The sequence below is a fragment of the Paenibacillus sp. XY044 genome (assembly GCF_002257645.1).
In the GTDB taxonomy this organism is placed as follows: Bacteria; Bacillota; Bacilli; order Paenibacillales; family Paenibacillaceae; genus Paenibacillus_AQ.
Genome location: NZ_NQMO01000001.1, coordinates 276270 through 297530, shown reverse-complemented (window position 1 = coordinate 297530; position 21261 = coordinate 276270). Strand labels below are relative to the sequence as shown.

The following is a 21261-nucleotide window of genomic DNA, read 5'->3' as shown; positions in this document are numbered from 1 at the left end:
ACGTTAATGATATATAAAATACATATGAAAAACAAGGTCAACTCTGTAAACATTAGAGAAAAGCCCCCAATTGGGGGCTTTTTCCTAAAGCTAAGCGTTTTTCTTGGCTAATTTAACCATCAGCCGGGCAATCGTTTGACGTTCTTCGCGGTTGCCCACTTCCCACAGCTCCTTCAGCGCACGGTTGGAAGCGTTAGACGGATCGACTTTCTCTTCGAGAAAATCACCGATCTCGTAAGCCAGCTTGGAAATGGTATCTTCGCTCATCCCCAGTTTTTCGGCTTGCGCGACGCGTTCCCCAAGGAACTTCTTCCAGGCATCAAAGTTCTTCACTACTGTTGACATATTGATAAGTCCTCCCTTTGCTGTGGCGCATGAGATTTGAAATCAACAGTTGTAATATAACCTGTTTGGGGCGCGCCTATGCAGGGAAAACCGCCTGACGCATCAGGTAATCCATCCACCGTTGGGGCTTATTACCTGACCGTTGATATAGCCGGATTCGGGCAGAGCGAGAAAATAAACGAGGGACGAAATTTCGTCGGGTCTGGCCAGGCGGCCGGCCGGAATTTCATCCTCGAGCATTCTTTTTTCCTCAGCATCCAAATGGTTCAGCATCTCGGTATCCACCGCGCCCGGTGCCACCGCGTTCACCGTGACACCGGAAGGGCCAAGCTCTTTGGCCAGCGCTTTGGTAAAAGCGTTAATCCCGCCCTTGGTGGTCGAATACAGCACCTCGCAGGAAGCGCCCGAAATGCCCCAGACCGAGGATATATTGATAATCCGGCCGCTACGCTGGGAAATCATATACGGCATAAAAGCTTGCGTACAGAGAAACATGCCTTTTAAATTTACGGACATCACTTGGTCCCATTCTTCCTCGGTCACGTCCGAAAGAAGGCCGTAGTGCGATACTCCGGCGTTGTTTACCAGAATGTCCGGCATTAAACCATGGGTATCCAGTTTGTCGCGCATGCGAAGAATCTGGTCTTTGTCCCTCAAATCGGCGGAGACCGTCATGACCCTGGCTCCGGACTGCATGCAGCGCCGGGCCACGTCATTGGCGGCTTCGTGTGACGAACCGTAGTGGATCACCACATTCATCCCTACCGAGGCAAAGCGCTCGGCGATGGCGGCGCCGATGCCGCGGCTCGCCCCGGTGATGAGCACCGTCGTCTCTCCGATCGGCTTTTGTAGGCTCTCCTCTCCCATATGCTGCATTAAGGATTCACCACGACCGATACCGCCAGCTGCTCCCAATCCACATGCTCTTTCAGGCGTTGGTTTACATCGCTAAGCGTAATGGACTCATACTCCTGAATCACGTTGAAAAAGTCGCCGCCGCGGAATTGGTAGCGGGTAAATTCATGCGCAATATTTTCCGGAGAGTTCAGCATGCGCAGGTAACCGCCGATTTTTTTCTTGCGGGCGCGCTCGAAATCTTCCTCCTTGAAGCCGGATGCCAGAAGGCCGTCGACCTCTTCGCGAATCCGGGCAAGAAGCTGATCGGGATCGGGGGTGTCGCCGCCCGCCGCTGAAAAGGCATACTGCGGAGAACTGCTGTATTCATGCGAGAAGCTGTCGGAGATCAGGTCCTCGTCGTACAGCTTTTGATACAGCTCCGTACTCGATCCGAACAGCAGGTCGAGCATAAGCTTCGTGGTCAGGTCGCGCTTCAGCAGTTCCTTGCCGGTCAGCCCCACTTCTTTTTCCTTAAAGCCGAACAAGCATTTCGGCATGGATACCTGCAGCTTGTTGACCAGGCGTTTCTCGGCGACACGGACCGTTTCCGGCTCGAAGATGCGCTCGATTTTCCCCTGAGGCGGATAATCCTTCTTCGCCTGGTTGCTGCGGACGAGATCAAACACTTCTTCGGGCTTCACCCCACCGACAACAAACAGCAGCATGTTGCTCGGATGATAAAAGGCGTTGTAGCAGGTATACAGCGTCTCCTTCGTAATCGTACTGATGGATTCCACCGTGCCGGCAATATCGATATGCACCGGATGGATTTTATACATCGCTTCGATCAGTCCAAAGTACACGCGCCAGTCCGCGTTATCCTGATACATGTTGATTTCCTGCCCGATGATCCCCTTCTCCTTGTCGACGTTCTGGTCGGTGAAATAAGGATTTTGCACAAAGTTAACGAGCGTTTCCAGATTCTCAGGAATATGTTCGGTCGCTGAAAAGAGATACACCGTCTGGTCAAAGCTTGTAAACGCGTTGGCCGATGCGCCGTGAGAGGCGAAAGTGGCGAAAATGTCGCCTTCTGGCTCCTCAAACATTTTATGCTCCAGGAAATGGGCGATTCCGTCCGGAACCGAAACTTCGTCCTGCCCCTCCACCCGGAAATGGTTGTCGACTGAACCATATTTGGTGGCAAACGTTGCATAGGTTTTCTGGAAACCCGGCTTCGGTAGCACATAGACGTGAAGGCCGTTATCCATCACTTCATAATATAGAGTCTCCTGCAAATTGTCATACTGAAGTTTTTCCACCGGCTATTCCTCCTTCTGACCCTTCAGAAAATAAATCGTATCCAAATCAAAAGTCGACGCGGCCGCCTGAACATCCGCGACTTGAATATCTTCCACCTGCTGCAGCAGCTCTTCTCTTGACCGGTCTTTCCCGGAGAATTGGCGGTTAAAGTCATAAGCGATCATTTCAAAGGCCGAATCCTCAATTTCAAGGAGCAGATTGCGGATCATCGCCTTCGTCTGCGACATTTCCAAATCGGTAATGCGGCCGGAGCGCATTTCGTCGAGCTGGCGCTTGATGATATCGAGCGCCTTTTCATAGTTCTGAACTTCTATGCCGGACTGGATCGTCCCGATCCCCTTATGCCCGTCATAACGGGAAGAACAGTAGTAGGCGAGGCTCGCCTTTTCCCGTACGTTCATAAACAGCTTGGAATGCGGATATCCGCCCAAAATGCCGTTATACATTAATGCTGCTGCATATTGATCATCACCATAGGTAATGGAAGTACGCATTCCCAGGTTCAGCTTGCCCTGGCTCACTTCCATCTTCTCCACTACAGTACGCGGCTCGCCAGACTGGCGCACCGGCGGCTCAGTCGTATACGTAATTCCCGGTTCCGAACCCAGATCGAAATGCGCGTTGACGTGCTTCTCCACTTCCTCCAGCGTGGTATCCCCTACCACGTAAAGGTCCATGCTGGCTTCGCTCAGCCATTTGCGGTACCCGTCGTGCAGGCTCACCGGCGTAATTTTCTCTAGGTCCTGACGCTGTCCGAGCGAGTGAAGACGGTAAGGCTCGTTGCGGCACATCTCCTCGATACAGCGCTCGGAGGCGTAGCGAATCTTATCGTTGACGATGGATTCGAGCTTCTTACGGACATTCTCTTTCTCCGCCTGAACGTAAGAACTGCGGAAATGGCCGCCCTCCAGAACGGGACGCGTCACCACTTCGCCAAGGAAAGCGAATGAGGATGCCAGCAGGCTCTCCTGGCTCTTTACGAATGAATCGTTGATCGTGTCCATCCGGAAGTGCACCATCTGATAGTTGCCTCTTTTATACACATCAAAACCGAAGCCGGCCCCGTACATTTGTTCCAGCTGCTCGCGGAACTGGCGGGTCTCCGGATATGTAGCGGTACCCCGGCGGAGCACAAAAGGAGTCAGGGCCGTAGGTGTTACTGTGTCCTCCGCAAGCGGAATTCCCGCATACAGCGAAATTGCAAACGTCTTAAAGCGTTTCGTCGGCAGAACGTGAATCCGGATCCGCTTGGCGTTTCCATGTTGAAAAACAGTTGTATTCAAGGTCCAAAACTCCTTTAGCCATGAATTTATAAAGCGTCACGCTTTCGATTAAGTTCCATTCTATACCATTAGAAAGTGAAGAAGCAACCGAAGACAAACCCTCCGGTTGCTGTTTTCCCTCGTGCACAACCTGCTGCATGGAATGAACGAAGTTATAGCGCCAAACTTACGTTCAATCCAAATTACATGCAGAAAATATGCTGCCCGATCGTCAACACTTGTGGCCGGGACCAGATCCATTTCGAGGTGGCCGTTTTGGGATTAAAATAGTACAGGCACCCGCCTGTCGGATCCCAACCGTTTAACGCCTGCTGCACCGCCTTGCGGGACGTTTCGTTCGGAGTCAGATAAATCTGGCCGTCGGCTACCGCCGTGAACGCGCCTGGCTGAAAAATGACGCCGTGGGGCGTATTCGGAAAGCTCGGTGATTTGACCCGGTTCAGAATGACCGCCGCAACGGCAACTTGTCCTTCAAACGGCTCGCCGCGGGATTCGCCATACACCGCATTAGCCATAATTTTCAGATCGTTTTCGGACAGGCCCATCGTGTTGGCTGAGGCCATCGGTTCGCTGGTGTTTTTCTGATTGCCTGTGCTGGCTTGCTTTCCGGCGGCATTCCCGGATTCGGCTGCGGACGGCTGCCAGTTTTTGGTGGCGTTATACAGCTTCAGCTTCGTTTTGGCCCCGACCGTTCCGTCCACCTTCATCCCGAATTCGGACTGGAACCATTTGACGGATTTCAGCGTTGTCCATCCGTATTGTCCGTCAATTTTTCCGTTATAAAAGCCCAAAAACTTCAGGCGCCCCTGCAGTTCATACACATCCTGGCCTGAGGATCCATACTTCAAAACCGTTGATCCGAATGTAGGTATGGTCTGTTCCACAGGCTCCACCGCCGCTTTGGACGAAGCATTGGAATCCGTATGGGGTCTTACACCTGCATATACCGCAGCAGACAATAGAAACACCAAACCGATGATGATCCATAATTTTGCGTTTTTCATGGGTTAGCTCTACCTTTCTCTTGTGGGTTTGACAGGATGGCTACGGTTATTATGACAACAGGCTCCATTTCCTATACGCCCTGCCCAAGAGAAAGAATGTGTACCTTAGGAAAGCAATTTTCAAGTGTAATCCCCTGCGAATTACAGGAAAAAGGCCCCTCACGAATGATCATGAGAGGCCTTCCAGTAAGATATAGCACCTCCGGCAATAATTACCGGATTATGAGCTGATGCGGTTCTGCTGCTGATACTGCTCCAGAGAAACAAGCACCTCGCGTGGTTTGCTTCCCTCGTAAGGTCCAATAATTCCCCGCGCTTCCATCGAGTCGATCAAGCGGGCTGCACGGGTATACCCCACCCGCATTCGGCGCTGCAGCAGCGATACGGATGCCTGTTTGGATTCAAGCACGATCTGAACGGCCTGATCGTACAACTCGTCCAGTTGGTCGTCGGCATCCTGCGACGTTTCCTCAACCTCGGGAACGAGGCTTTCATCGTATTTGGCTTCACCTTGATCACGGACATAATTGACGATGATCTCGACTTCCTGATCGGTCATAAAAGCCCCTTGCACACGGATCGGCTTGGATGCTCCCATCGGCATGAAGAGCATATCCCCGCGGCCCAGCAGCTTCTCGGCGCCCGCCATGTCGAGAATCGTACGCGAGTCGACCTGGGACGATACCCCGAAAGCGATTCGCGACGGGATATTCGCCTTAATGACACCTGTAATGACGTCAACCGACGGCCGCTGGGTGGCGATGATCAAGTGAATACCCGCGGCCCGCGCCATTTGGGCGAGGCGGGTGATCGCTTCCTCGACGTCATGCGCAGCAACCATCATCAGGTCGGCAAGCTCGTCGACAATGACCACGATATAAGGAAGCACCGCTGCCGGATTGTCCTTCATCAGGTTGTTATAGCCTTCAATGTTGCGCGTGCTGGATTTGGAAAACAGCTCATAGCGCTTCTCCATCTCGACCACGATCTTCTTCAGCGCCAGGGAAGCTCGCTTCGGATCGGTCACGACAGGCGCCATCAAATGCGGTATGCCGTTATACACGTTAAGCTCGACCATCTTCGGGTCGACCATCAGAAATTTTACTTCATCCGGCTTAGCCTTATACAGGATGCTCGTTATGATACCGTTAATGCAGACCGATTTACCGGAACCGGTGGCACCGGCTACGAGCAAATGGGGCATTTTCGCTAAATTGCCGACGATCGTTTGCCCCGAAATATCCCGGCCGAAGGCGATCGACAGCTTCGACTGGGCGTCTTGGAAGACCGGTGTTTCCATGACTTCGCGCATCGTGACCAAAGAAACCTCATTATTCGGCACCTCGATACCGATAGCCGATTTGCCCGGGATCGGCGCCTCCATCCGGATGTCCTTCGCGGCCAAAGCCAGCGCGATATCGTCCGTCAGTCCGACAATCCGGCTGACCTTCACGCCGATATCCGGCTGGATTTCGTACCGCGTCACCGCTGGACCGCGAACCACCTCAAGCACTTTGGCTCGCACGCCGAAGCTCTCCATCGTCGCCTCCAGTTTGCGGGCGGTTTGCTTGTAATCGTTCTGGTCGCCGGGCTTGCCGCCGTTCTGCGGCTTGGCGAGCAGTCTGAACGGCGGGAGCTTGTACGGCTTCGGCGGAGGAGCAGGCGGTGTCATCGCAAGCTCAAGCGCCTCTTCAGGCTCAGCCGGACTTCCCACGGCCTCTCCCTGGAGGTTGGCAGGGGATGCCGCCGCACCGCCTTCCTGCATATTCGCGTTGTCCTCATGAACGTCCGCGCCGCTGCCTACAGCCGGAATAGAGGTCCCGGCAGTCCCGGCAGCTCCGGCATATGCTTCATCGGCATCCTCCGGATCGGCGTTGCCTTCGGAATTCACATGCTCAAAAAAGTCGCGGATGATCGGCGAAGATTCGTTCCGCTTCGGCTGCACCCAAGGCTCTTCATGCAATTCGAAAGCTCCGCTATCCTCCGGCTCGGTCATCTGGCTGAACCGCACGTCCGCTTCGGCGCGGGTCTCCCGGACCGGTTCCAGAATGTCGCTGCCATCCAGCTGATCATCATCGAGCGGGGGCTGCACTTCGTTCTTGGCAAACTTGCTGCCGAACAGTTGGAAGAACACCGGGGCGCTCCGTTTTGGTTTTGGCGGCACGAAATCTTCATCCAATTCGTCTTCATCCTCATCAGCCGGCAGCGGCTGCGGCTTCTTCTGTCTTGATGAGGTCCGTTTGGAAGATGCTTGAGCCAATTGACGGCGGTTGTCCATCCGCTTCTGAACGTTTTCCCCGGCCTTCACCAGCCTGCTGCGGAAGATCCGCATCAGATCGACATACGATAGATTCGTAATCAGCATAAAGCTGATAATAAACATGACGATCATCATCAGCTTGGAACCCAAGGTCCCGAACAGCCAATACAGCGCTGCAAACTCGATCGCGCCGATGTAGCCGCCGCTGATGTCCTTATTCAGCATGGAGTGGTCGCCGCGAGCCGATGAAGACAGCAGCGTTCCCTGCAAGTCCGTATGTACCTGAGATAAGATGTTCCCGGTGCTCAATGCGCCCACCGGACCCAGTTTCTTTTCCAATGAAGAAATGCTGCTCATAAGTACCAAGGCCAGTACCAACAGCAGAATCCCGCTCCTCCGGGTATTCCACCGTTTCGGCCATTTTCGCTGAATCATGACGCTGAGGCCCAAGTAGATTCCCACCAGGGGGATCACAAAATAAAACCGCCCTAACAGCAGTCCGAACATTTTGGATAATGACCACCCTACCGTTGCTTCACCGGATAAGGCGATAACGGAAAGGGTGATCAATATAATTCCGTATATTTCGTATTTCAGCACATTGGTCAGTACTGCCTTCTTCTTCTTTCTTCGTTTAGCCAAAATGTCACCCCCGGTCAATATTATACCATATAATACCGTGGGCACCTATGTTCTGTTTCTGCTGCTAAAGGTCCATTTTACAGTGTCGGAATGTAGCGTATTACCTGTCCTGGAGCGAACGCCGGGTTGAGGTACGATTCAAGCGGGCAGTCGAGCAGCCGGACGATTTCGGCCCGGCCCGCATCAAGCGGCTTGACCTCCATCAGGACGCCCTGCAGCCTCACATCCGCGGTTTGGACAGGGGTGAAGCCTTCCTCCCACACTGCATCAAGCGGCATAATCGTATGAAGCATCACTGTGTGATCCCCTCCGCCTCAACCGGTTGTTTACGCTCATCGATCAGCTTGTTCAGCTTAGCCAGCGCCTGGCCGATGCCTCCTACTTCGTCCATCAAGCCATATTTGACAGCGTCCAGCCCGCCCACCGCCGTTCCGATGTCCCGGTTCAGCTCTCCGGTGCGGAACATTAATTCCTTAAACCGTTCTTCTGTAATTCGGGAATGGGAAGTGACAAAGCGGACGACGCGCTCCTGCATTTTCTCCATATATTCAAACGTCTGCGGCACACCGATGACAAGTCCGTTCAGGCGGATCGGATGAATGGTCATGGTGGCGCTCTCGGCGATGATAGAGTACGTCGAAGCTACGGCGATCGGCACACCGATGCTGTGGCCTCCCCCAACGACGACGGTGACGGTAGGCTTGGTCAGGGACGTGATCATTTCGGCGATGGCCAGTCCGGCTTCCACGTCACCGCCTACCGTATTGAGGATGATCAGCATTCCATCCACCTGCTTGCTCTGTTCCGCAGCGACCAGCTGGGGAATAATGTGCTCGTATTTCGTCGTTTTGTTCTGCGGCGGAAGGACAAGATGTCCTTCGATTTGCCCGATGATCGTTAGGCAAAAGATGTTTGACTCGGTCCCTGAAGGCACGTTCATTTGTCCCAGCTGCTTCAACGTATCCAGAGCCGTTGGTTCCGGGTTCCCGGCAGGAGTCTGTTCCGGCGCCTCCGTTTCGCTCATCGGAGCGCGACGTGTATTTTGTGTCATGATGTCCTCGTCCTTTCCTAACCATATAATTTCCTGTCATTGTAGTATGGCGGAGGAAAGACATGAATTATTCCGAAAAAAATAACCCCACATCCGTGGAGCTATCACTTTGCTGTATAACTGTATAATCAAGCACTTCCCGAAACACGGAAAAACACAAATTACATAACGACAAAAAGCCCCCTTCCGCAGGAAACCGTCCAATATTGCCTGCGGAAAGGGGGCGACTGTGTGCTGTTCAAGACGCTGGTTTATTCAATTGATTATACTTCCATAATGATCGGCAGAATCATCGGTCTGCGGCGGGTCTGCTCATAGAGGAACCGGCCGAGCGCATCCTTCACGCCTGTCTTCAAGGAAGCCCACTCATTTACATTTTCACTCATCAATTTCTGCAGTGTACTGGAAACAATGCGGTTCGCTTCATCCAGAAGTCCTTCTGATTCGCGAACGTATACAAATCCTCTTGAGATAATGTCCGGACCGGACATAATCGTGCCGTCTTGTTTGCTCAGCGTAACGACTACAACCAGAATTCCGTCCTGCGACAGCAGCTTACGGTCGCGGAGAACGATGTTGCCAACATCTCCAACGCCCAATCCGTCAATCAGCACGTTACCAGCCGTGACTTTACCGGCTTTACGGGCGGATCCATTCTGGATTTCAACAATTTCGCCGATATCGGTGATAAAGATATTGTCCGGATCCACGCCGACGGACTCGGCCAGCAGTGCGTGACGGCGCTGCATGCGGTATTCGCCGTGAATCGGGATGAAGAATTTCGGCTTCATTAAATTCAGCATCAGCTTCAGTTCTTCTTGGCTACCGTGACCCGATACGTGCACTCCGGAGTTCGAGCCGCTGTAGATCACGTCTGCTCCGAGACGGAACAGCTCATCGATCGTACGGCCGACATATTTCTCATTTCCCGGTACCGGAGTTGCAGCAATGATAACGGTATCACCTGGCAGAATGTCAACCTTGCGGTGCGTGGAGCGGGCCATCCGCGTCAAAGCGGACATCGGCTCTCCCTGGCTGCCTGTGCACAATACGACAACGCGGTCGGCGGCCATTTTGTTGACTTCTTCAGGCTCGATCAGCATGCCGTCCGGCACGTGAAGGTATCCAAGCTCGGAAGCGATGGAAACGACGTTTACCATGCTGCGTCCGATGACGGTAATTTTCCGTCCCGTGGATTCCGCTGCATTAACCACCTGTTGAATCCGGTGAACATTCGAAGCAAATGTAGCAATAACTACGCGCTGGGATGATTTCCGGAAAATGTCTTCAAGGACGACACCCACGTTTTTCTCCGATGGTGTGAAGCCCGGTTTCTCGGCATTGGTACTATCCGACAGAAGCGCCAAAACGCCTTCTTCTCCAATAGCGGCCATCCGCTGCAAGTTCGCATATTGTCCGTTTACCGGCGTATGGTCGAACTTGAAGTCGCCTGTATGAACCACGTTGCCTTCCGGCGTTGAAATGCAAATCCCCACCGAATCCGGAATACTGTGGTTGGTTCTGAAGAACGTCGCTTTCAGCGTAGAGCCGAGCGCTACTTCGGAATCTTCGTGAATCAGAATCCGCTTCGTTTCGCCAAGGAGATTGGCTTCCTTCAGCTTGTTCTCCACCAGACCAAGCGTCAGCTTGGTTCCGTATACGGGAACGTTCAGATGCTTCAGCACGTAAGGCAATCCACCGATGTGGTCTTCGTGTCCGTGCGTCAGCAAAATGCCTCTCACCTTGTCACGATTCTCCGTCAGGTAGGAAATATCGGGGATGACGATATCGATCCCGAGCATGTCCTCCTCTGGAAACTTCAATCCGGCATCTACGACTACGATGTCATTGCCGTATTGGATGACATACATGTTTTTTCCGATTTCACCGACGCCGCCCAACGCAAAAATCGCCAATTTATCGTTATTATTTTTTTTAGACAAATGAATCTAACCCTCCTATGGTTTTGGACGTCGTACCATTTAATATTTATATTTCAAAAATATACCGCACCCAGTCACTTGACCTCATTATACATGATAAAAAAGTCAAAACACAAGTCACCCTGAAAGTAGGCATTAGAGTTCCCCAAATCCACGCCGTTTATTTGGATATTCCTCTGCACCAAAGGCCCGTTCTAAAGCAGCGCGTCCCTGATTAGGCCTTAACCCAAAGCCGTGCAACTTAAACAAAAAAACAGCGCCCTGGTCAGGACGCTGCTCGTGTGAATGATGACGATAATTCAATTATTGCGCGAGCGAATTCACCAATCGTTCGATAAATTCCGCTTCCTTCTCATCCGGTCCGATCAACGGAAGGCGTACCCCTCCGACGGAATGTCCCATCAAATTGAGCGCATGCTTGACGGCAGCCGGATTTGGCAGCGGAGTCGGGCACTCAAACAATCCCTTGAACACCGGGAATAGCTTCTGATGAAGCCGTGCAGCCTCCGTCTGCTCGCCTTGCAGATATGCTGTAATCATATCCTTCATGGGAGCGCCGATGATATGGCCGGCCACGCTCACGATGCCGTATGCGCCTACCGCCATGGCAGGGAGCCCCGCGGCATCGTCTCCGGAATATACCCGAAAATGCGCTGGCGCACCGGCAGAGATCAAGGTCACCTGCTCGAGCGAAGCGCATTCCTTGGTAGCGGCCACGTTCGGAATCTCAGCGAGTCTAAGCGTCGTCTCGGCGGTCAGGCCTGCCACGGTCCGTCCAGGAACGTTATACAGCATGACCGGCAGCTTCGTGCTGCGGGCAATGGCCTCGAAATGACGGTACATCCCTTCCTGGTTCGGCTTGTTGTAATAAGGCACAACGAGCAAAACACCATCCACCCCGAGCCTTTCGGCTTCCTGGGTCAGATGGATCGAATGCGCGGTGCTGTTGCTGCCGGTACCGGCTATGATTTTGCAGCGCCCTTTGGCATGCTCCACCGCAAAAGCGAACAGCTTAAGCTTTTCTTCCTCCGTAAGCGTCGGCGATTCACCGGTCGTTCCGCAGACAACCAATGAATCGGACCGCTGGTCCTCAATTAAGTAATCGATCAGCTTGGCGGTTTCTGTCCAGTTCACATTTCCCTGCTCATCAAAGGGAGTAACCATGGCCGTAATCAATCTACCGAAATCCATCTTGTACAACCTCCTAATAGGACGTAAACGTGCGTTTTCCAGATTTATGTCTACCGGTGCAGTTCGAATTTGGCATGAAGTGCCCGGAGAGACTGTACCATGTCCTCTTTCTTCACGAGCACCCAGATGGTCGTATTCGAATCTGCCGACTGCAGAATTTGGATATTTTGTTCACTGAGGGATTCGACGATTTTGGCCATGATTCCCGGTACTCCGTTGATTCCGCCGCCGATGACGGAAACCTTTGCGCAGCCTGAAAGACTTTTTGGCCGGAATCCCAAATCTTGAAGCACTCGGATCGCTTTCTCCGAATCATGGTCAAAAACGGTATAGACAGCCCCTGTCGGGGTAACATTAATAAAATCGACGCTAATGGAATTCTCAGCCATAGCTTTAAACACGCTGAGCTGAAGATTATCCCCTTCGTTTTCGCATTCCACCGTAATTTGAGTCACGTTGCTCACGTAGGCGATTCCCGTCACATACCGGTCCATGAAGCCCAGCTGAACGTCCCTGAAGCCTTCCGGCTGGGTAACCAGCGTACCTTCATCTTCCGAAAAGGTGGACCGCACCCGCACCGGCACATGGGCCTGCATCGCGATTTCAACGGCTCTTGGGTGGATAACCTTGGCTCCGTATTGAGCCATATTGCATATTTCGGCGTAGCTTACGACGGAGAGCGGCTTGGCATCTTCGACGATTCGGGGATCTGCCGTCAAAATCCCGTTGACGTCCGTGTAAATGTCAACCATTTCGGCATGAAGCGCCGCACCCAGCGCCGTTGCCGAAGTATCGCTTCCCCCCCGGCCCAAGGTGGTAAAGTCTCCGGTTTCCGTCTGACCCTGAAATCCCGTGACGATGACCACTTGATGCGTTTCGAGCTCCTTCACAATTCGCTCAGGACGCACGTCCTTAATCCGCGCGTTGCCGTATTGATCATCGGTGACAAAACCGGCCTGCGCACCTGTCAGCACCGTGGAGGTTATACGTTCATCCTCCAGCAGGCTGCACAGCGTGGCAGCCGATATGATTTCACCGCAGCACAGCAGTAAATCCCGCTCACGCGACGGAAGAGCGTTCCCGTTCTGGGAGACCCAGTCCAGGAGCGTATCGGTCGCATACGGCTCCCCCTTGCGTCCCATGGCCGAAACGACAACAACAAGCTGATAGCCGTTGTCCAGCTCGCGCCTGATGTGCTTGATGACCAGTTCCCTTGCTTGCGGAGTGGACAAAGATGTACCGCCGAATTTCTGTACTAAGATGCTCATTTCAATTCCCCCATGCTAGATAAGAACGGCAGAACGTTTAGCTGCGTCGATTTCCTGTGATGTGTACAGCCATGGAAGCTGTACCCTTCCTCAGAACCAAAGCACTGACACGCGGGCTTTGGCCAGCAGTTCGTGATCACAGCCTAGTTTCCTGCTCCCGCCCGAATCGGCATCTTAACAAGATCGGTATGACCGCATCCAACCGGGATAAGCAAAACAGGCTGCGATCACTTCGATCGAGTCGTCCTACATTTACTATTTGGTCTCTTCGACCATCTTCTTCATTTCAACTTATGTTCGTTACAATGATATTTATCCGATTACGGCAGCCCGGAATAATCGATGCAAACAGCCCCGTGTCTTAACGGCATGGGGCGCAAATTCCCGCCCGCAGCATGTGCAGGCGCTGGACAATGCAGTTTCGGGTGCCGGAACTCGAAACGAATGCAGCCGATCGGATTACGCGGAAAATATGCGTTGGATCAGCATAGGCTGCAGTTGTCTTCCTTCGAGAGCCGCATCGCACGCCTCGGGGATCAGCTCCATGTTCGCAACCAGCGAATTGGGCTTCTGCACCGGATTATCCTGACCGAACGGAACAAAGTAAATGTTCTTGGTCACAAGCAGCTTGGCGATATTCGCTGCGTTTAATCCCAGTCCGTCATTGGTGGAAACCGCCAGCACCAGCGGACGCAAATTCCGCATTTGGGCCTTGGCGGCCATCAAGACGGGACTGTCCGTAATGGCATTGGCCAGCTTGCTTGTCGTATTGCCCGTGCATGGCGCAATGACCAGCACGTCGAGCAGTTTGGACGGTCCCAGCGGCTCCGCATCCACGATCGAGGTAATAATCTCGCTCCCCGTGATGTTCTTCAGCTGCTCCAGCCAACCCGCGGATGTCCCGAAGCGGGTGTCCGTTACCTGCACCGTGTTCGAGACAATCGGCACCACCTTGGCACCGGCGTCCATAAATCGTTGAATCTGCGGCATAATTTCAGCAAGCGTACAATGTGAGCCCGTAATCGCATAACCTACCGTTTTCCCCTGCAAGTTCATTCCCCATCCCCCCGAATCTTGATCTCGTCCGAAATCAACTGTACCAACGCATTGGCAATAATCATTCCAGCTGTTTTGGGAGCTACGATTCCAGGTAATCCGGGAGCCAGCAAGGCCTTAATTCCCCGCTTCTCCGCATACCGGAAATCACATCCTCCGGGAGCCGAAGCAAGGTCAATAATGACGGCGCTTTGGGGCATTCTTGACAGGATTTGCGCTGTGACTATCATAGTCGGAATCGTGTTAAAAATCAAGTCGACTCTTCGCACATGATCCTCCAAATCCCTTGTCAGGAAAGGCTCCCAGCCCATGACCTCCGCTCTGGCAAAATCCTTATCCGACCTGACACCGGCCCTAACCTTCGCCCCGAGACCCTGGAGGCTTTTCGCCATCGTAAATCCAGTTCTCCCCAGACCCAGCACGAGGCATTCCGATCCGTGGATCGTAAACGGCGTATTCTGGATCGCCATCACCAGCGCGCCTTCCGCCGTTGGGATGGAATTGAAAATGGCAACGTCGTCGCGGTCCAGCAGTTCCACTAGGCGCACCTCGTGGCTTGCGCAGAGACTGCGCAAATAAGGTTTAGCCATCCCTGTATACACGGCACATTGTGACGGAAGAGCAGCCAAATGCTCATCCAGCAGCTTTAAGGACTCTCCAGAATAAGGCGTCTGGATCGCTCCTGAATCATCACACCCGACAACAGGCAGCACGAGAACGTCTGCCGTAGAAAGCAGTTCAGAAGAGAGGCGTTCCCACGAGACTCCCAGGACCCTTTCATTCAGCTTGTCGAATCCGACCACGCTGACGGTAGCATCCAACTCCGAACATTTACGGATCACCTCGATCTGACGTGCATCCCCGCCTAGGAACACAATATGAACTCCAGTCAGCACAAGGATGTCACTCCTTTCAAAAACACTGTTATGAATCCATCATATGCCGCTGCCCATGGAGGGGTGAAAGACGCCCGTCAAATAAAAACACGTCTGCCGACGCTCTTTCAGCGTCTGTCGGAACTGATTCGGGCGGGAAACCCGTGCAGGATAAAACATTGCAGGTTCGGGGATATGGAGGGTAGAACACCGAATTTTATTGAATCCGGTTCACAAAAAAAGCCTGGAGACCGAACCCTTTCGGGAACGAAACTCCAGGCTGTAGTGAGACGTAATTATTTGCCGGTGTGACCGAATCCACCTTCACCGCGAACGGTTTCGGACAGCACGTCCACCTGCTCGAACGTTACCTGCGGCACTTCCATAAACACCATTTGGGCGATGCGCTCGTTTCGGGTAATCGTAAACGGCTCCTGCCCAAGGTTGATCAGCAGCACCTTGATTTCCCCGCGGTAATCGGCGTCGATCGTTCCCGGCGTGTTGAGGCAGGTAATGCCGTGCTTCAGCGCCAGCCCGCTTCTCGGGCGGATTTGAGCCTCCAGCCCGTCGGGCATAGCGATGGCAAATCCGGTCGGGATGAGCCTACGCTCCCCCGGCTGAAGGACGATCTCTTCTTCTACGGCGGCGTACAGGTCATAACCGGATGCGGAGCCGGACATCTTCTCCGGCAGCCGCACATCCTCGTGACCCGGCAATTTATGAATCTGTACGTAGTGTGACAAAATCGTCCCTCCTTAACCCTGCAATGGCGCGGTCCGTCGAACCGACCATCGCCAGCGAGAACGGCTGGCTGAACATTCGGTCCAGCACGGCGTTCACATCGTTCATGGTCACGTTTTCGATCTTTTCGATCATCTCATCCAGCGAAAAATGCTTGCCCAGCATCAGCTCGTTTTTGCCGAGCCGGTTCATGCGGCTGCCAGTGCCCTCGAGGCTCAGGATCAGGCTGCCTTTCAGCTGCTCCTTCCCTTTGTGGAGCTCATCCTCGGTCATCCCGCGAACGGCTATATCCGATAGCACCTCTTTGGTCAGGTCCATGACCTCTTTGGTCTGCTTCGGCGCAGTTCCGGCATAAATCGTAAACAAGCCGCTATCTTCGTTGGAGCTGTGGTACGAGTAGACCGAATAAGCGAGCCCCCGCTTTTCCCGGATTTCCTGGAACAATCGCGAGCTCATCCCGCCGCCGATGCTGTTATTGAGCAGAATCATGGCATACTGTAGCGGATCGTGGATTGAGCATCCCGGGAAGGACAGGCAGATATGATTCTGCTCCGTCTTCTTTTTATGGTACAACAGCCCGCTCTGGAACGAAGGCACGGTCAATTCGGACACGCGCCCGCTGTTTTGGAAACCGCCGAAATGGCGTTCCAGCAGCTCCACAATATCGTCGCCAATGTTGCCGGCCACGCTGATAACGGTATTCTCGATCGTATAATGCTCATCCATGTAGGCCCGAAGGTCTGAAGATCCCATGCTTTCCAGCTGTTCCTTCGTTCCCAGAATGGGATAGGCAAGCGGATGATCCCCGTAGACCGCCTTGGCCATCAGGTCGTGCACCATGTCATCCGGCGTATCCTCGTACATCGAGATCTCTTCAAGAATGACATTCTTCTCCTTGGCCAGCTCCTCCCCATCCAGCTTGGAACGGAAAAACATATCGGCCAGCACGTCTGCGGCAATCGGCAGATGCTCATCCAGTACCTTTGCATAAAAGCAAGTATATTCCTTAGACGTAAAGGCATTAACATTGCCGCCAATAGCATCGAATTCCTCGGCGATCGCCTTGGCGTCAAAACGTTCGGTCCCTTTAAAAAGCATGTGCTCGATAAAATGGGAGATGCCGTTGTTGGCTATGGTTTCATGGCGGGAGCCCGTCTTTACCCAAATGCCGAAGGAAACCGACCGCATCGTCGGAATTTTCTCCATAACCACTCTAAGGCCGTTGCTTAGTTTTATTTTTTTCACGCGAGAGGCCCTCCTATAATTAATCCAAATGAACCTCCAGGCTGCCCCCTGTTCAGTTCTTGCTAGTCATCCTGTTCTTCATGTAAATGATGGCCGAGCCGGAACACTCCTGACTACAGCCAGCGCAATCCCTATCCTATCAAAAAAAGCCGTCTCACTCAACCTTGGGTACCATGACCCTCTCGGGCGACAGTGTCTGACTAACCGTGCCCAGGACGAGACCTTTCGCCTTGATCGCCCGGATCATGCCTTTCAGCGCCTGGGAAGACGATGAAGTCGGATGCATCAGAATCAAGGTGCCCGGTTCGACTTTGCTCGATATTTTGGCGACGATCGAATCCGGCGAGGGCTTCCTCCAATCAACGGTGTCCAGCGTCCACAGCACCGTCTTCAGGCCAAGGCTTGCCGCGATTTGGACGGTCTGCTGGTTAAAATCTCCGGAAGGCGGCGCAAACCATTTATTTTCCACGCTGAGCGTTTCCTTAAGCAGCTGCTGGGTTTTGCTGATTTCGAGTGTTGCCCGTTCACGGCTCAGCTGGCTCATGTTGGGATGCGTATACGCGTGGTTCTCCAGTTCATGACCCCGCTTCTGAATCTCTTTGGCCATCTCCGGGTTTTTCTTCAACCAGCTTCCGTCAAAAAAGAAGGTCGCCTTTACGTTCTCCGCATCCAGCGTATCAAGCATCGGAACGATATACTCGTCCCCCCACGCCACGTTAATCATCAGGGAAACCATCGGCTTCTCCGGGTTTCCTTTATAAATCGGTTCAGCCGCCAAATCGCTAAGACTCACCTTGGGGGCAATTTGACGGTACACGTATGTAATCGGAGCCGAGGCTCCCCGGGCCTTTGCCCGTTTATAAGTCTCGTCTACGTCAATCTCCAGGCCGTTGTACCCGGGGATTGCCTTCCAGACGCGGTCTACAACCGCATCCACCGGCGGAATCCGCGTTTCCTCGGCCTTCTGGGCAATCTGCTTGTACAGCGGATCCTGCTGCTTCAGGTCCGTCTGGGGCTCAAACGCGGTTTGAGCAGACAGGTGGTGCCGGACGTTCTGAAAATAATCCCCGACCGCACCTGTCTGCGCGATGCCCACGACGATGGCAAAACAGGCAAGCACGATGGCTGTCCGTCTCCCGTTCATTTTTCCGCTCATCTCCCTTAACCTACTTTGTCCCATCATATGAACGGACGAGCGGGAATATGATTGGTGGTTGAACACAGATCGTTCCCACGAGAAAGCTTTTCTTGCGGGATTATAACAGGGCGCTGAAGCAGGATGACCTTTATGTTCGTTATCAGAAAAACGTCTATCGACGCACCTTCAAAGAAGACAGACCGCGTTCAAAGGTAATTTTTCTTGCAATATCAGGAAGCAATGGCTCTGTAGTTTATACTTTCTGATCTCATAAGAAAAACGTCTATCGACGCACCTTCAAAGAAGACAGACCGCATTCAAAGGTAATTTTTCTTGCAATATCAGGAAGCAATGGCTCTGTAGTTTATACTTTCTGATATTATAAAAAAAGAGCCAGAAGTGAGTACTTTCTGTCTCTTTGACTGCATATGGTAGCAAGCGTGGCTTCTTGACGAAGCCGTCCCGCTTGGTTTTAAGCCTTGGATTCCGCAACCAATACCGCTTTGCGCGACAGGTTGATTCGTCCCTGCTGGTCGATCTCGGTCACTTTGACGGTGATCGTATCCCCGACATTCACAACGTCTTCAACTTTGCCGACGCGTTCGGTCGAGAGCTGGGAAATGTGCACGAGTCCCTCTTTATTCGGAAGCACTTCGACGAAAGCGCCGAATTTCTCGACCCGTTTGACGGTGCCGACATAAATTTCGCCGACTTCGACTTCGCGGACGATTCCTTCAATAATAGAGCGGGCTTTCTGGTTCATTTCCTCATTCGAAGATGCGATAAAGACGCGACCATCCTGCTCGATGTCGATCTTCACGCCGGTTTCCTCGATAATCTTGTTGATGATCTTGCCGCCTGCGCCGATCACGTCGCGGATCTTGTCCGGATTGATGTTCATAACGATGATCTTCGGTGCATAAGGGGACAAAGTCTCTCTCGGCTTCTGGATCGCTTCCATCATTTTGCTGAGGATAAACATCCGGCCTTCTTTCGCCTGCTTCAGGGCGTCGTTCAAAATTTGACGGTCAATGCCGGCAATTTTGATGTCCATCTGAATGGCGGTAACCCCTTCTGCCGTACCGGCCACTTTAAAGTCCATGTCGCCCAGATGGTCTTCCATCCCCTGAATATCCGTCAGGATGGATACATGGTCTCCGTCTTTAATGAGTCCCATCGCTACGCCGGCAACCGGCGCTTTAATCGGCACCCCTGCATCCATCATGGCCAGCGTGCTTGCACAGATACTTGCCTGGGATGTCGAACCGTTCGACTCCAGTACCTCGGAAACGAGACGAATCGTGTACGGGAATTCTGTCTCCGATGGAATGACTTTCGACAGGGCACGTTCACCCAGCGCGCCGTGGCCGATTTCGCGGCGTCCCGGTGCACGAAGCGGACGGGCTTCGCCTACGCTGAACGGCGGGAAGTTATAATGGTGCATAAACCGTTTGGTCTCCTGCAAATCGATGCCGTCCAGAATTTGCACGTCACCGAGCGCACCCAATGTACATACGCTGAGAGCCTGGGTTTGACCGCGTGTAAACAAGCCTGTACCATGCGTGCGCGGCAAAATGCTGGTGTCGCATTCGATCGGACGGATTTCGTCCAGACCCCGGCCATCAGGACGGACCTTATCATGGGTGATCAGGCGTCTTACTTCTTCTTTAACGATATCGTGCAGCACTTCTTTGACATCTTTCAAGAGCTCAGGCGTCTCTATGTATTTTTGTTCAAAGAAAGTCACCGTTTCTTCGTTGATTGCATCGATGGCGTCCTGGCGGGCATGCTTCTCAGCGATGCGAACCGCTTCAACGAGTCGCTGTGCGGCGAATTCGCGCACTTCGGCATTCACCTGGGCATCAACCGCATGGAGTTTCACTTCCATTTTCGGTTTGCCGGCTTTTTGGGTCAGCTCTTCAATGACAGCCACGATCTTTTTGATTTCGTCATGACCGAACATAATCGCTTCCAGCATCGTTTCCTCTGGAACCTCGTTCGCTTCCGCTTCAACCATCATGATGGCGTCTTTAGTGCCTGAGACGACCAGATAAATATCGCTCTTCTCCTGCTGCGCGATGTCCGGATTAATAATGAATTGTCCGTCCACGCGGCCAACGATGACACCGCCGATCGGTCCGTCAAACGGCACGTCGGAAATGCTCAGCGCTGCGGAAGTACCGATCATAGCCGCAATATCCGGCGAGCAGTCCTGATCCACGCTCATGACGAGGTTCAGCACCTGCACATCGTTACGGAAACCTTCCGGGAACAGCGGGCGAATCGGGCGGTCGGTCAAACGACTGGCCAGAATGGCCTTCTCGCTCGGTCTTCCTTCCCGTTTAATAAAGCCACCCGGTATTTTACCTACGGCGTACAATCTTTCTTCATAGTTTACAGTCAGCGGAAAAAAGTCCAAATCTTTCGGTTCGCTGGAGGCGGTCACTGTACAAAGTACGGCCGTTTCCCCGTAGCGGACCATCACGGCGGCGTTAGCCTGCTTTGCGAGGCGTCCGGTCTCCATGACCAGGGTTCTGCCGCCCAACTGCATTTCAACACGACTTTCCATGAAATCCCTCCTTTATTACTCAATCAGTATTCCCCAGACGGGGATAATTCATATAGTCCTGCATAAAAAGCAACCCGGTTGCCCCGCTGTCACTCCTAGAAGGACAAACGGTGAACAACCAGGCTGCTTTCCGTAGAACAAATGGATTATTAACGACGCAATCCAAGTTTTTCAATCAGAGCGCTATAGCGTTTAACATCCTTGTTTTTCAAGTATGCCAACAGCTTACGGCGTTGACCGACCATTTTCAAAAGACCGCGACGGGAATGATGATCCTTCTTGTGCGTACGCAAGTGGTCTGTCAAATTTACGATGTTCTCCGTAAGGATAGCAATTTGCACTTCAGGAGATCCAGTATCGGACTCATGAGTTTTGTGCTCTTCGATCAGTTGTTGTTTGCGTTCTTGAGTCAATGCCATCCTATTCACCTCCTTAACATAAATAATCGCCGTTAGCCTAGAAACCGTCGGTGAGATCGTGTATCCAAGCTAAG

Annotated in this window: 18 protein-coding genes; all 18 read right to left on the bottom strand. The window is 52.8% G+C overall.

Annotated features, from left to right (window positions below; translation table 11 throughout):
- Positions 1-90: 90 nt before the first annotated feature.
- The gene (locus CJP46_RS01415; RefSeq protein ID WP_094593827.1) at positions 91-345 is read right to left on the bottom strand and encodes a DUF3243 domain-containing protein; all 255 of its coding nucleotides are present in this window, start codon (positions 343-345) and stop codon (positions 91-93) included.
- 102 nt (positions 346-447) lie between these two features.
- On the bottom strand, positions 448-1221 hold the full coding sequence (gene ymfI / locus CJP46_RS01410; protein ID WP_179280983.1) for an elongation factor P 5-aminopentanone reductase: 774 nt from the start codon (positions 1219-1221) through the stop codon (positions 448-450).
- Positions 1221-2501, bottom strand: coding sequence for an EF-P 5-aminopentanol modification-associated protein YfmH (gene yfmH / locus CJP46_RS01405; protein WP_094593826.1), 1281 nt, complete (start codon positions 2499-2501; stop codon positions 1221-1223). Before yfmH ends, ymfI begins: the two co-directional genes overlap by 1 nt.
- Positions 2502-2504: 3 nt before the next feature.
- Positions 2505-3785, bottom strand: a complete 1281-nt coding sequence (yfmF, locus tag CJP46_RS01400; protein ID WP_094593825.1) for an EF-P 5-aminopentanol modification-associated protein YfmF — start codon at positions 3783-3785, stop codon at positions 2505-2507.
- A gap of 182 nt (positions 3786-3967) precedes the next feature.
- Entirely contained in the window at positions 3968-4789 is an 822-nt protein-coding gene (sleB, locus tag CJP46_RS01395; protein WP_094593824.1) for a spore cortex-lytic enzyme, read from the bottom strand.
- A gap of 220 nt (positions 4790-5009) precedes the next feature.
- Positions 5010-7691 carry an FtsK/SpoIIIE family DNA translocase gene (locus tag CJP46_RS01390; protein WP_094593823.1) on the bottom strand — a complete coding sequence of 894 codons (2682 nt, stop codon included), beginning with the start codon at positions 7689-7691 and terminating at the stop codon, positions 5010-5012.
- Positions 7692-7768: 77 nt separating this feature from the next.
- Positions 7769-7984: a YlzJ-like family protein gene (locus tag CJP46_RS01385; protein WP_094593822.1), complete on the bottom strand. Its 216-nt coding sequence runs from the start codon at positions 7982-7984 to the stop codon at positions 7769-7771.
- Positions 7984-8742, bottom strand: a complete 759-nt coding sequence (locus tag CJP46_RS01380; protein WP_094593821.1) for a ClpP family protease — start codon at positions 8740-8742, stop codon at positions 7984-7986. Before CJP46_RS01380 ends, CJP46_RS01385 begins: the two co-directional genes overlap by 1 nt.
- 263 nt (positions 8743-9005) lie before the next feature.
- Positions 9006-10685: a ribonuclease J gene (locus tag CJP46_RS01375; RefSeq protein ID WP_094593820.1), complete on the bottom strand. Its 1680-nt coding sequence runs from the start codon at positions 10683-10685 to the stop codon at positions 9006-9008.
- Positions 10686-10988: 303 nt separating this feature from the next.
- Positions 10989-11876, bottom strand: coding sequence for a 4-hydroxy-tetrahydrodipicolinate synthase (gene dapA, locus CJP46_RS01370; protein ID WP_094593819.1), 888 nt, complete (start codon positions 11874-11876; stop codon positions 10989-10991).
- 50 nt (positions 11877-11926) lie between these two features.
- Positions 11927-13144, bottom strand: coding sequence for an aspartate kinase (gene dapG, locus CJP46_RS01365; RefSeq protein WP_094593818.1), 1218 nt, complete (start codon positions 13142-13144; stop codon positions 11927-11929).
- 459 nt (positions 13145-13603) lie between these two features.
- Entirely contained in the window at positions 13604-14200 is a 597-nt protein-coding gene (locus CJP46_RS01360; protein WP_094593817.1) for a dipicolinate synthase subunit B, read from the bottom strand.
- Positions 14197-15096 (bottom strand): dipicolinate synthase subunit DpsA, encoded by a 900-nt coding sequence (gene dpsA, locus CJP46_RS01355; RefSeq protein ID WP_094593816.1) that lies wholly within the window; start codon positions 15094-15096, stop codon positions 14197-14199. Before dpsA ends, CJP46_RS01360 begins: the two co-directional genes overlap by 4 nt.
- A 275-nt stretch (positions 15097-15371) precedes the next feature.
- Entirely contained in the window at positions 15372-15818 is a 447-nt protein-coding gene (gene dut / locus CJP46_RS01350) for a dUTP diphosphatase (RefSeq protein WP_094593815.1), read from the bottom strand.
- A complete protein-coding gene (locus CJP46_RS01345; protein WP_373557966.1) occupies positions 15793-17022 on the bottom strand; it encodes a M16 family metallopeptidase in 1230 nt (409 codons plus the stop codon). Before CJP46_RS01345 ends, dut begins: the two co-directional genes overlap by 26 nt.
- 193 nt (positions 17023-17215) lie before the next feature.
- A complete protein-coding gene (locus CJP46_RS01340; RefSeq protein WP_094593813.1) occupies positions 17216-18205 on the bottom strand; it encodes a polysaccharide deacetylase family protein in 990 nt (329 codons plus the stop codon).
- A gap of 466 nt (positions 18206-18671) precedes the next feature.
- Complete coding sequence (gene pnp / locus CJP46_RS01335) at positions 18672-20768, bottom strand: polyribonucleotide nucleotidyltransferase (RefSeq protein ID WP_094593812.1); 2097 nt, start codon at positions 20766-20768, stop codon at positions 18672-18674.
- A gap of 149 nt (positions 20769-20917) precedes the next feature.
- Positions 20918-21187, bottom strand: a complete 270-nt coding sequence (gene rpsO / locus CJP46_RS01330; RefSeq protein ID WP_076168040.1) for a 30S ribosomal protein S15 — start codon at positions 21185-21187, stop codon at positions 20918-20920.
- Between the last annotated feature and the right edge of the window lie 74 nt (positions 21188-21261).

Excerpts from the sequence above, each read along its gene's own strand:
- CJP46_RS01415 (WP_094593827.1), bottom strand. The coding sequence starts at position 345 with ATGTCAACAGTAGTGAAGAACTTTGATGCCTGGAAGAAGTTCCTTGGG.
- ymfI (WP_179280983.1), bottom strand. The coding sequence starts at position 1,221 with ATGCAGCATATGGGAGAGGAGAGCCTACAAAAGCCGATCGGAGAGACG.
- sleB (WP_094593824.1), bottom strand. The coding sequence starts at position 4,789 with ATGAAAAACGCAAAATTATGGATCATCATCGGTTTGGTGTTTCTATTG.
- CJP46_RS01385 (WP_094593822.1), bottom strand. The coding sequence starts at position 7,984 with ATGCTTCATACGATTATGCCGCTTGATGCAGTGTGGGAGGAAGGCTTC.
- CJP46_RS01380 (WP_094593821.1), bottom strand. The coding sequence starts at position 8,742 with ATGACACAAAATACACGTCGCGCTCCGATGAGCGAAACGGAGGCGCCG.
- dapA (WP_094593819.1), bottom strand. The coding sequence starts at position 11,876 with ATGGATTTCGGTAGATTGATTACGGCCATGGTTACTCCCTTTGATGAG.
- dapG (WP_094593818.1), bottom strand. The coding sequence starts at position 13,144 with ATGAGCATCTTAGTACAGAAATTCGGCGGTACATCTTTGTCCACTCCG.
- CJP46_RS01360 (WP_094593817.1), bottom strand. The coding sequence starts at position 14,200 with ATGAACTTGCAGGGGAAAACGGTAGGTTATGCGATTACGGGCTCACAT.
- CJP46_RS01345 (WP_373557966.1), bottom strand. The coding sequence starts at position 17,022 with ATGGAGAAAATTCCGACGATGCGGTCGGTTTCCTTCGGCATTTGGGTA.
- CJP46_RS01340 (WP_094593813.1), bottom strand. The coding sequence starts at position 18,205 with ATGAACGGGAGACGGACAGCCATCGTGCTTGCCTGTTTTGCCATCGTC.
- pnp (WP_094593812.1), bottom strand. The coding sequence starts at position 20,768 with ATGGAAAGTCGTGTTGAAATGCAGTTGGGCGGCAGAACCCTGGTCATG.
- rpsO (WP_076168040.1), bottom strand. The coding sequence starts at position 21,187 with ATGGCATTGACTCAAGAACGCAAACAACAACTGATCGAAGAGCACAAA.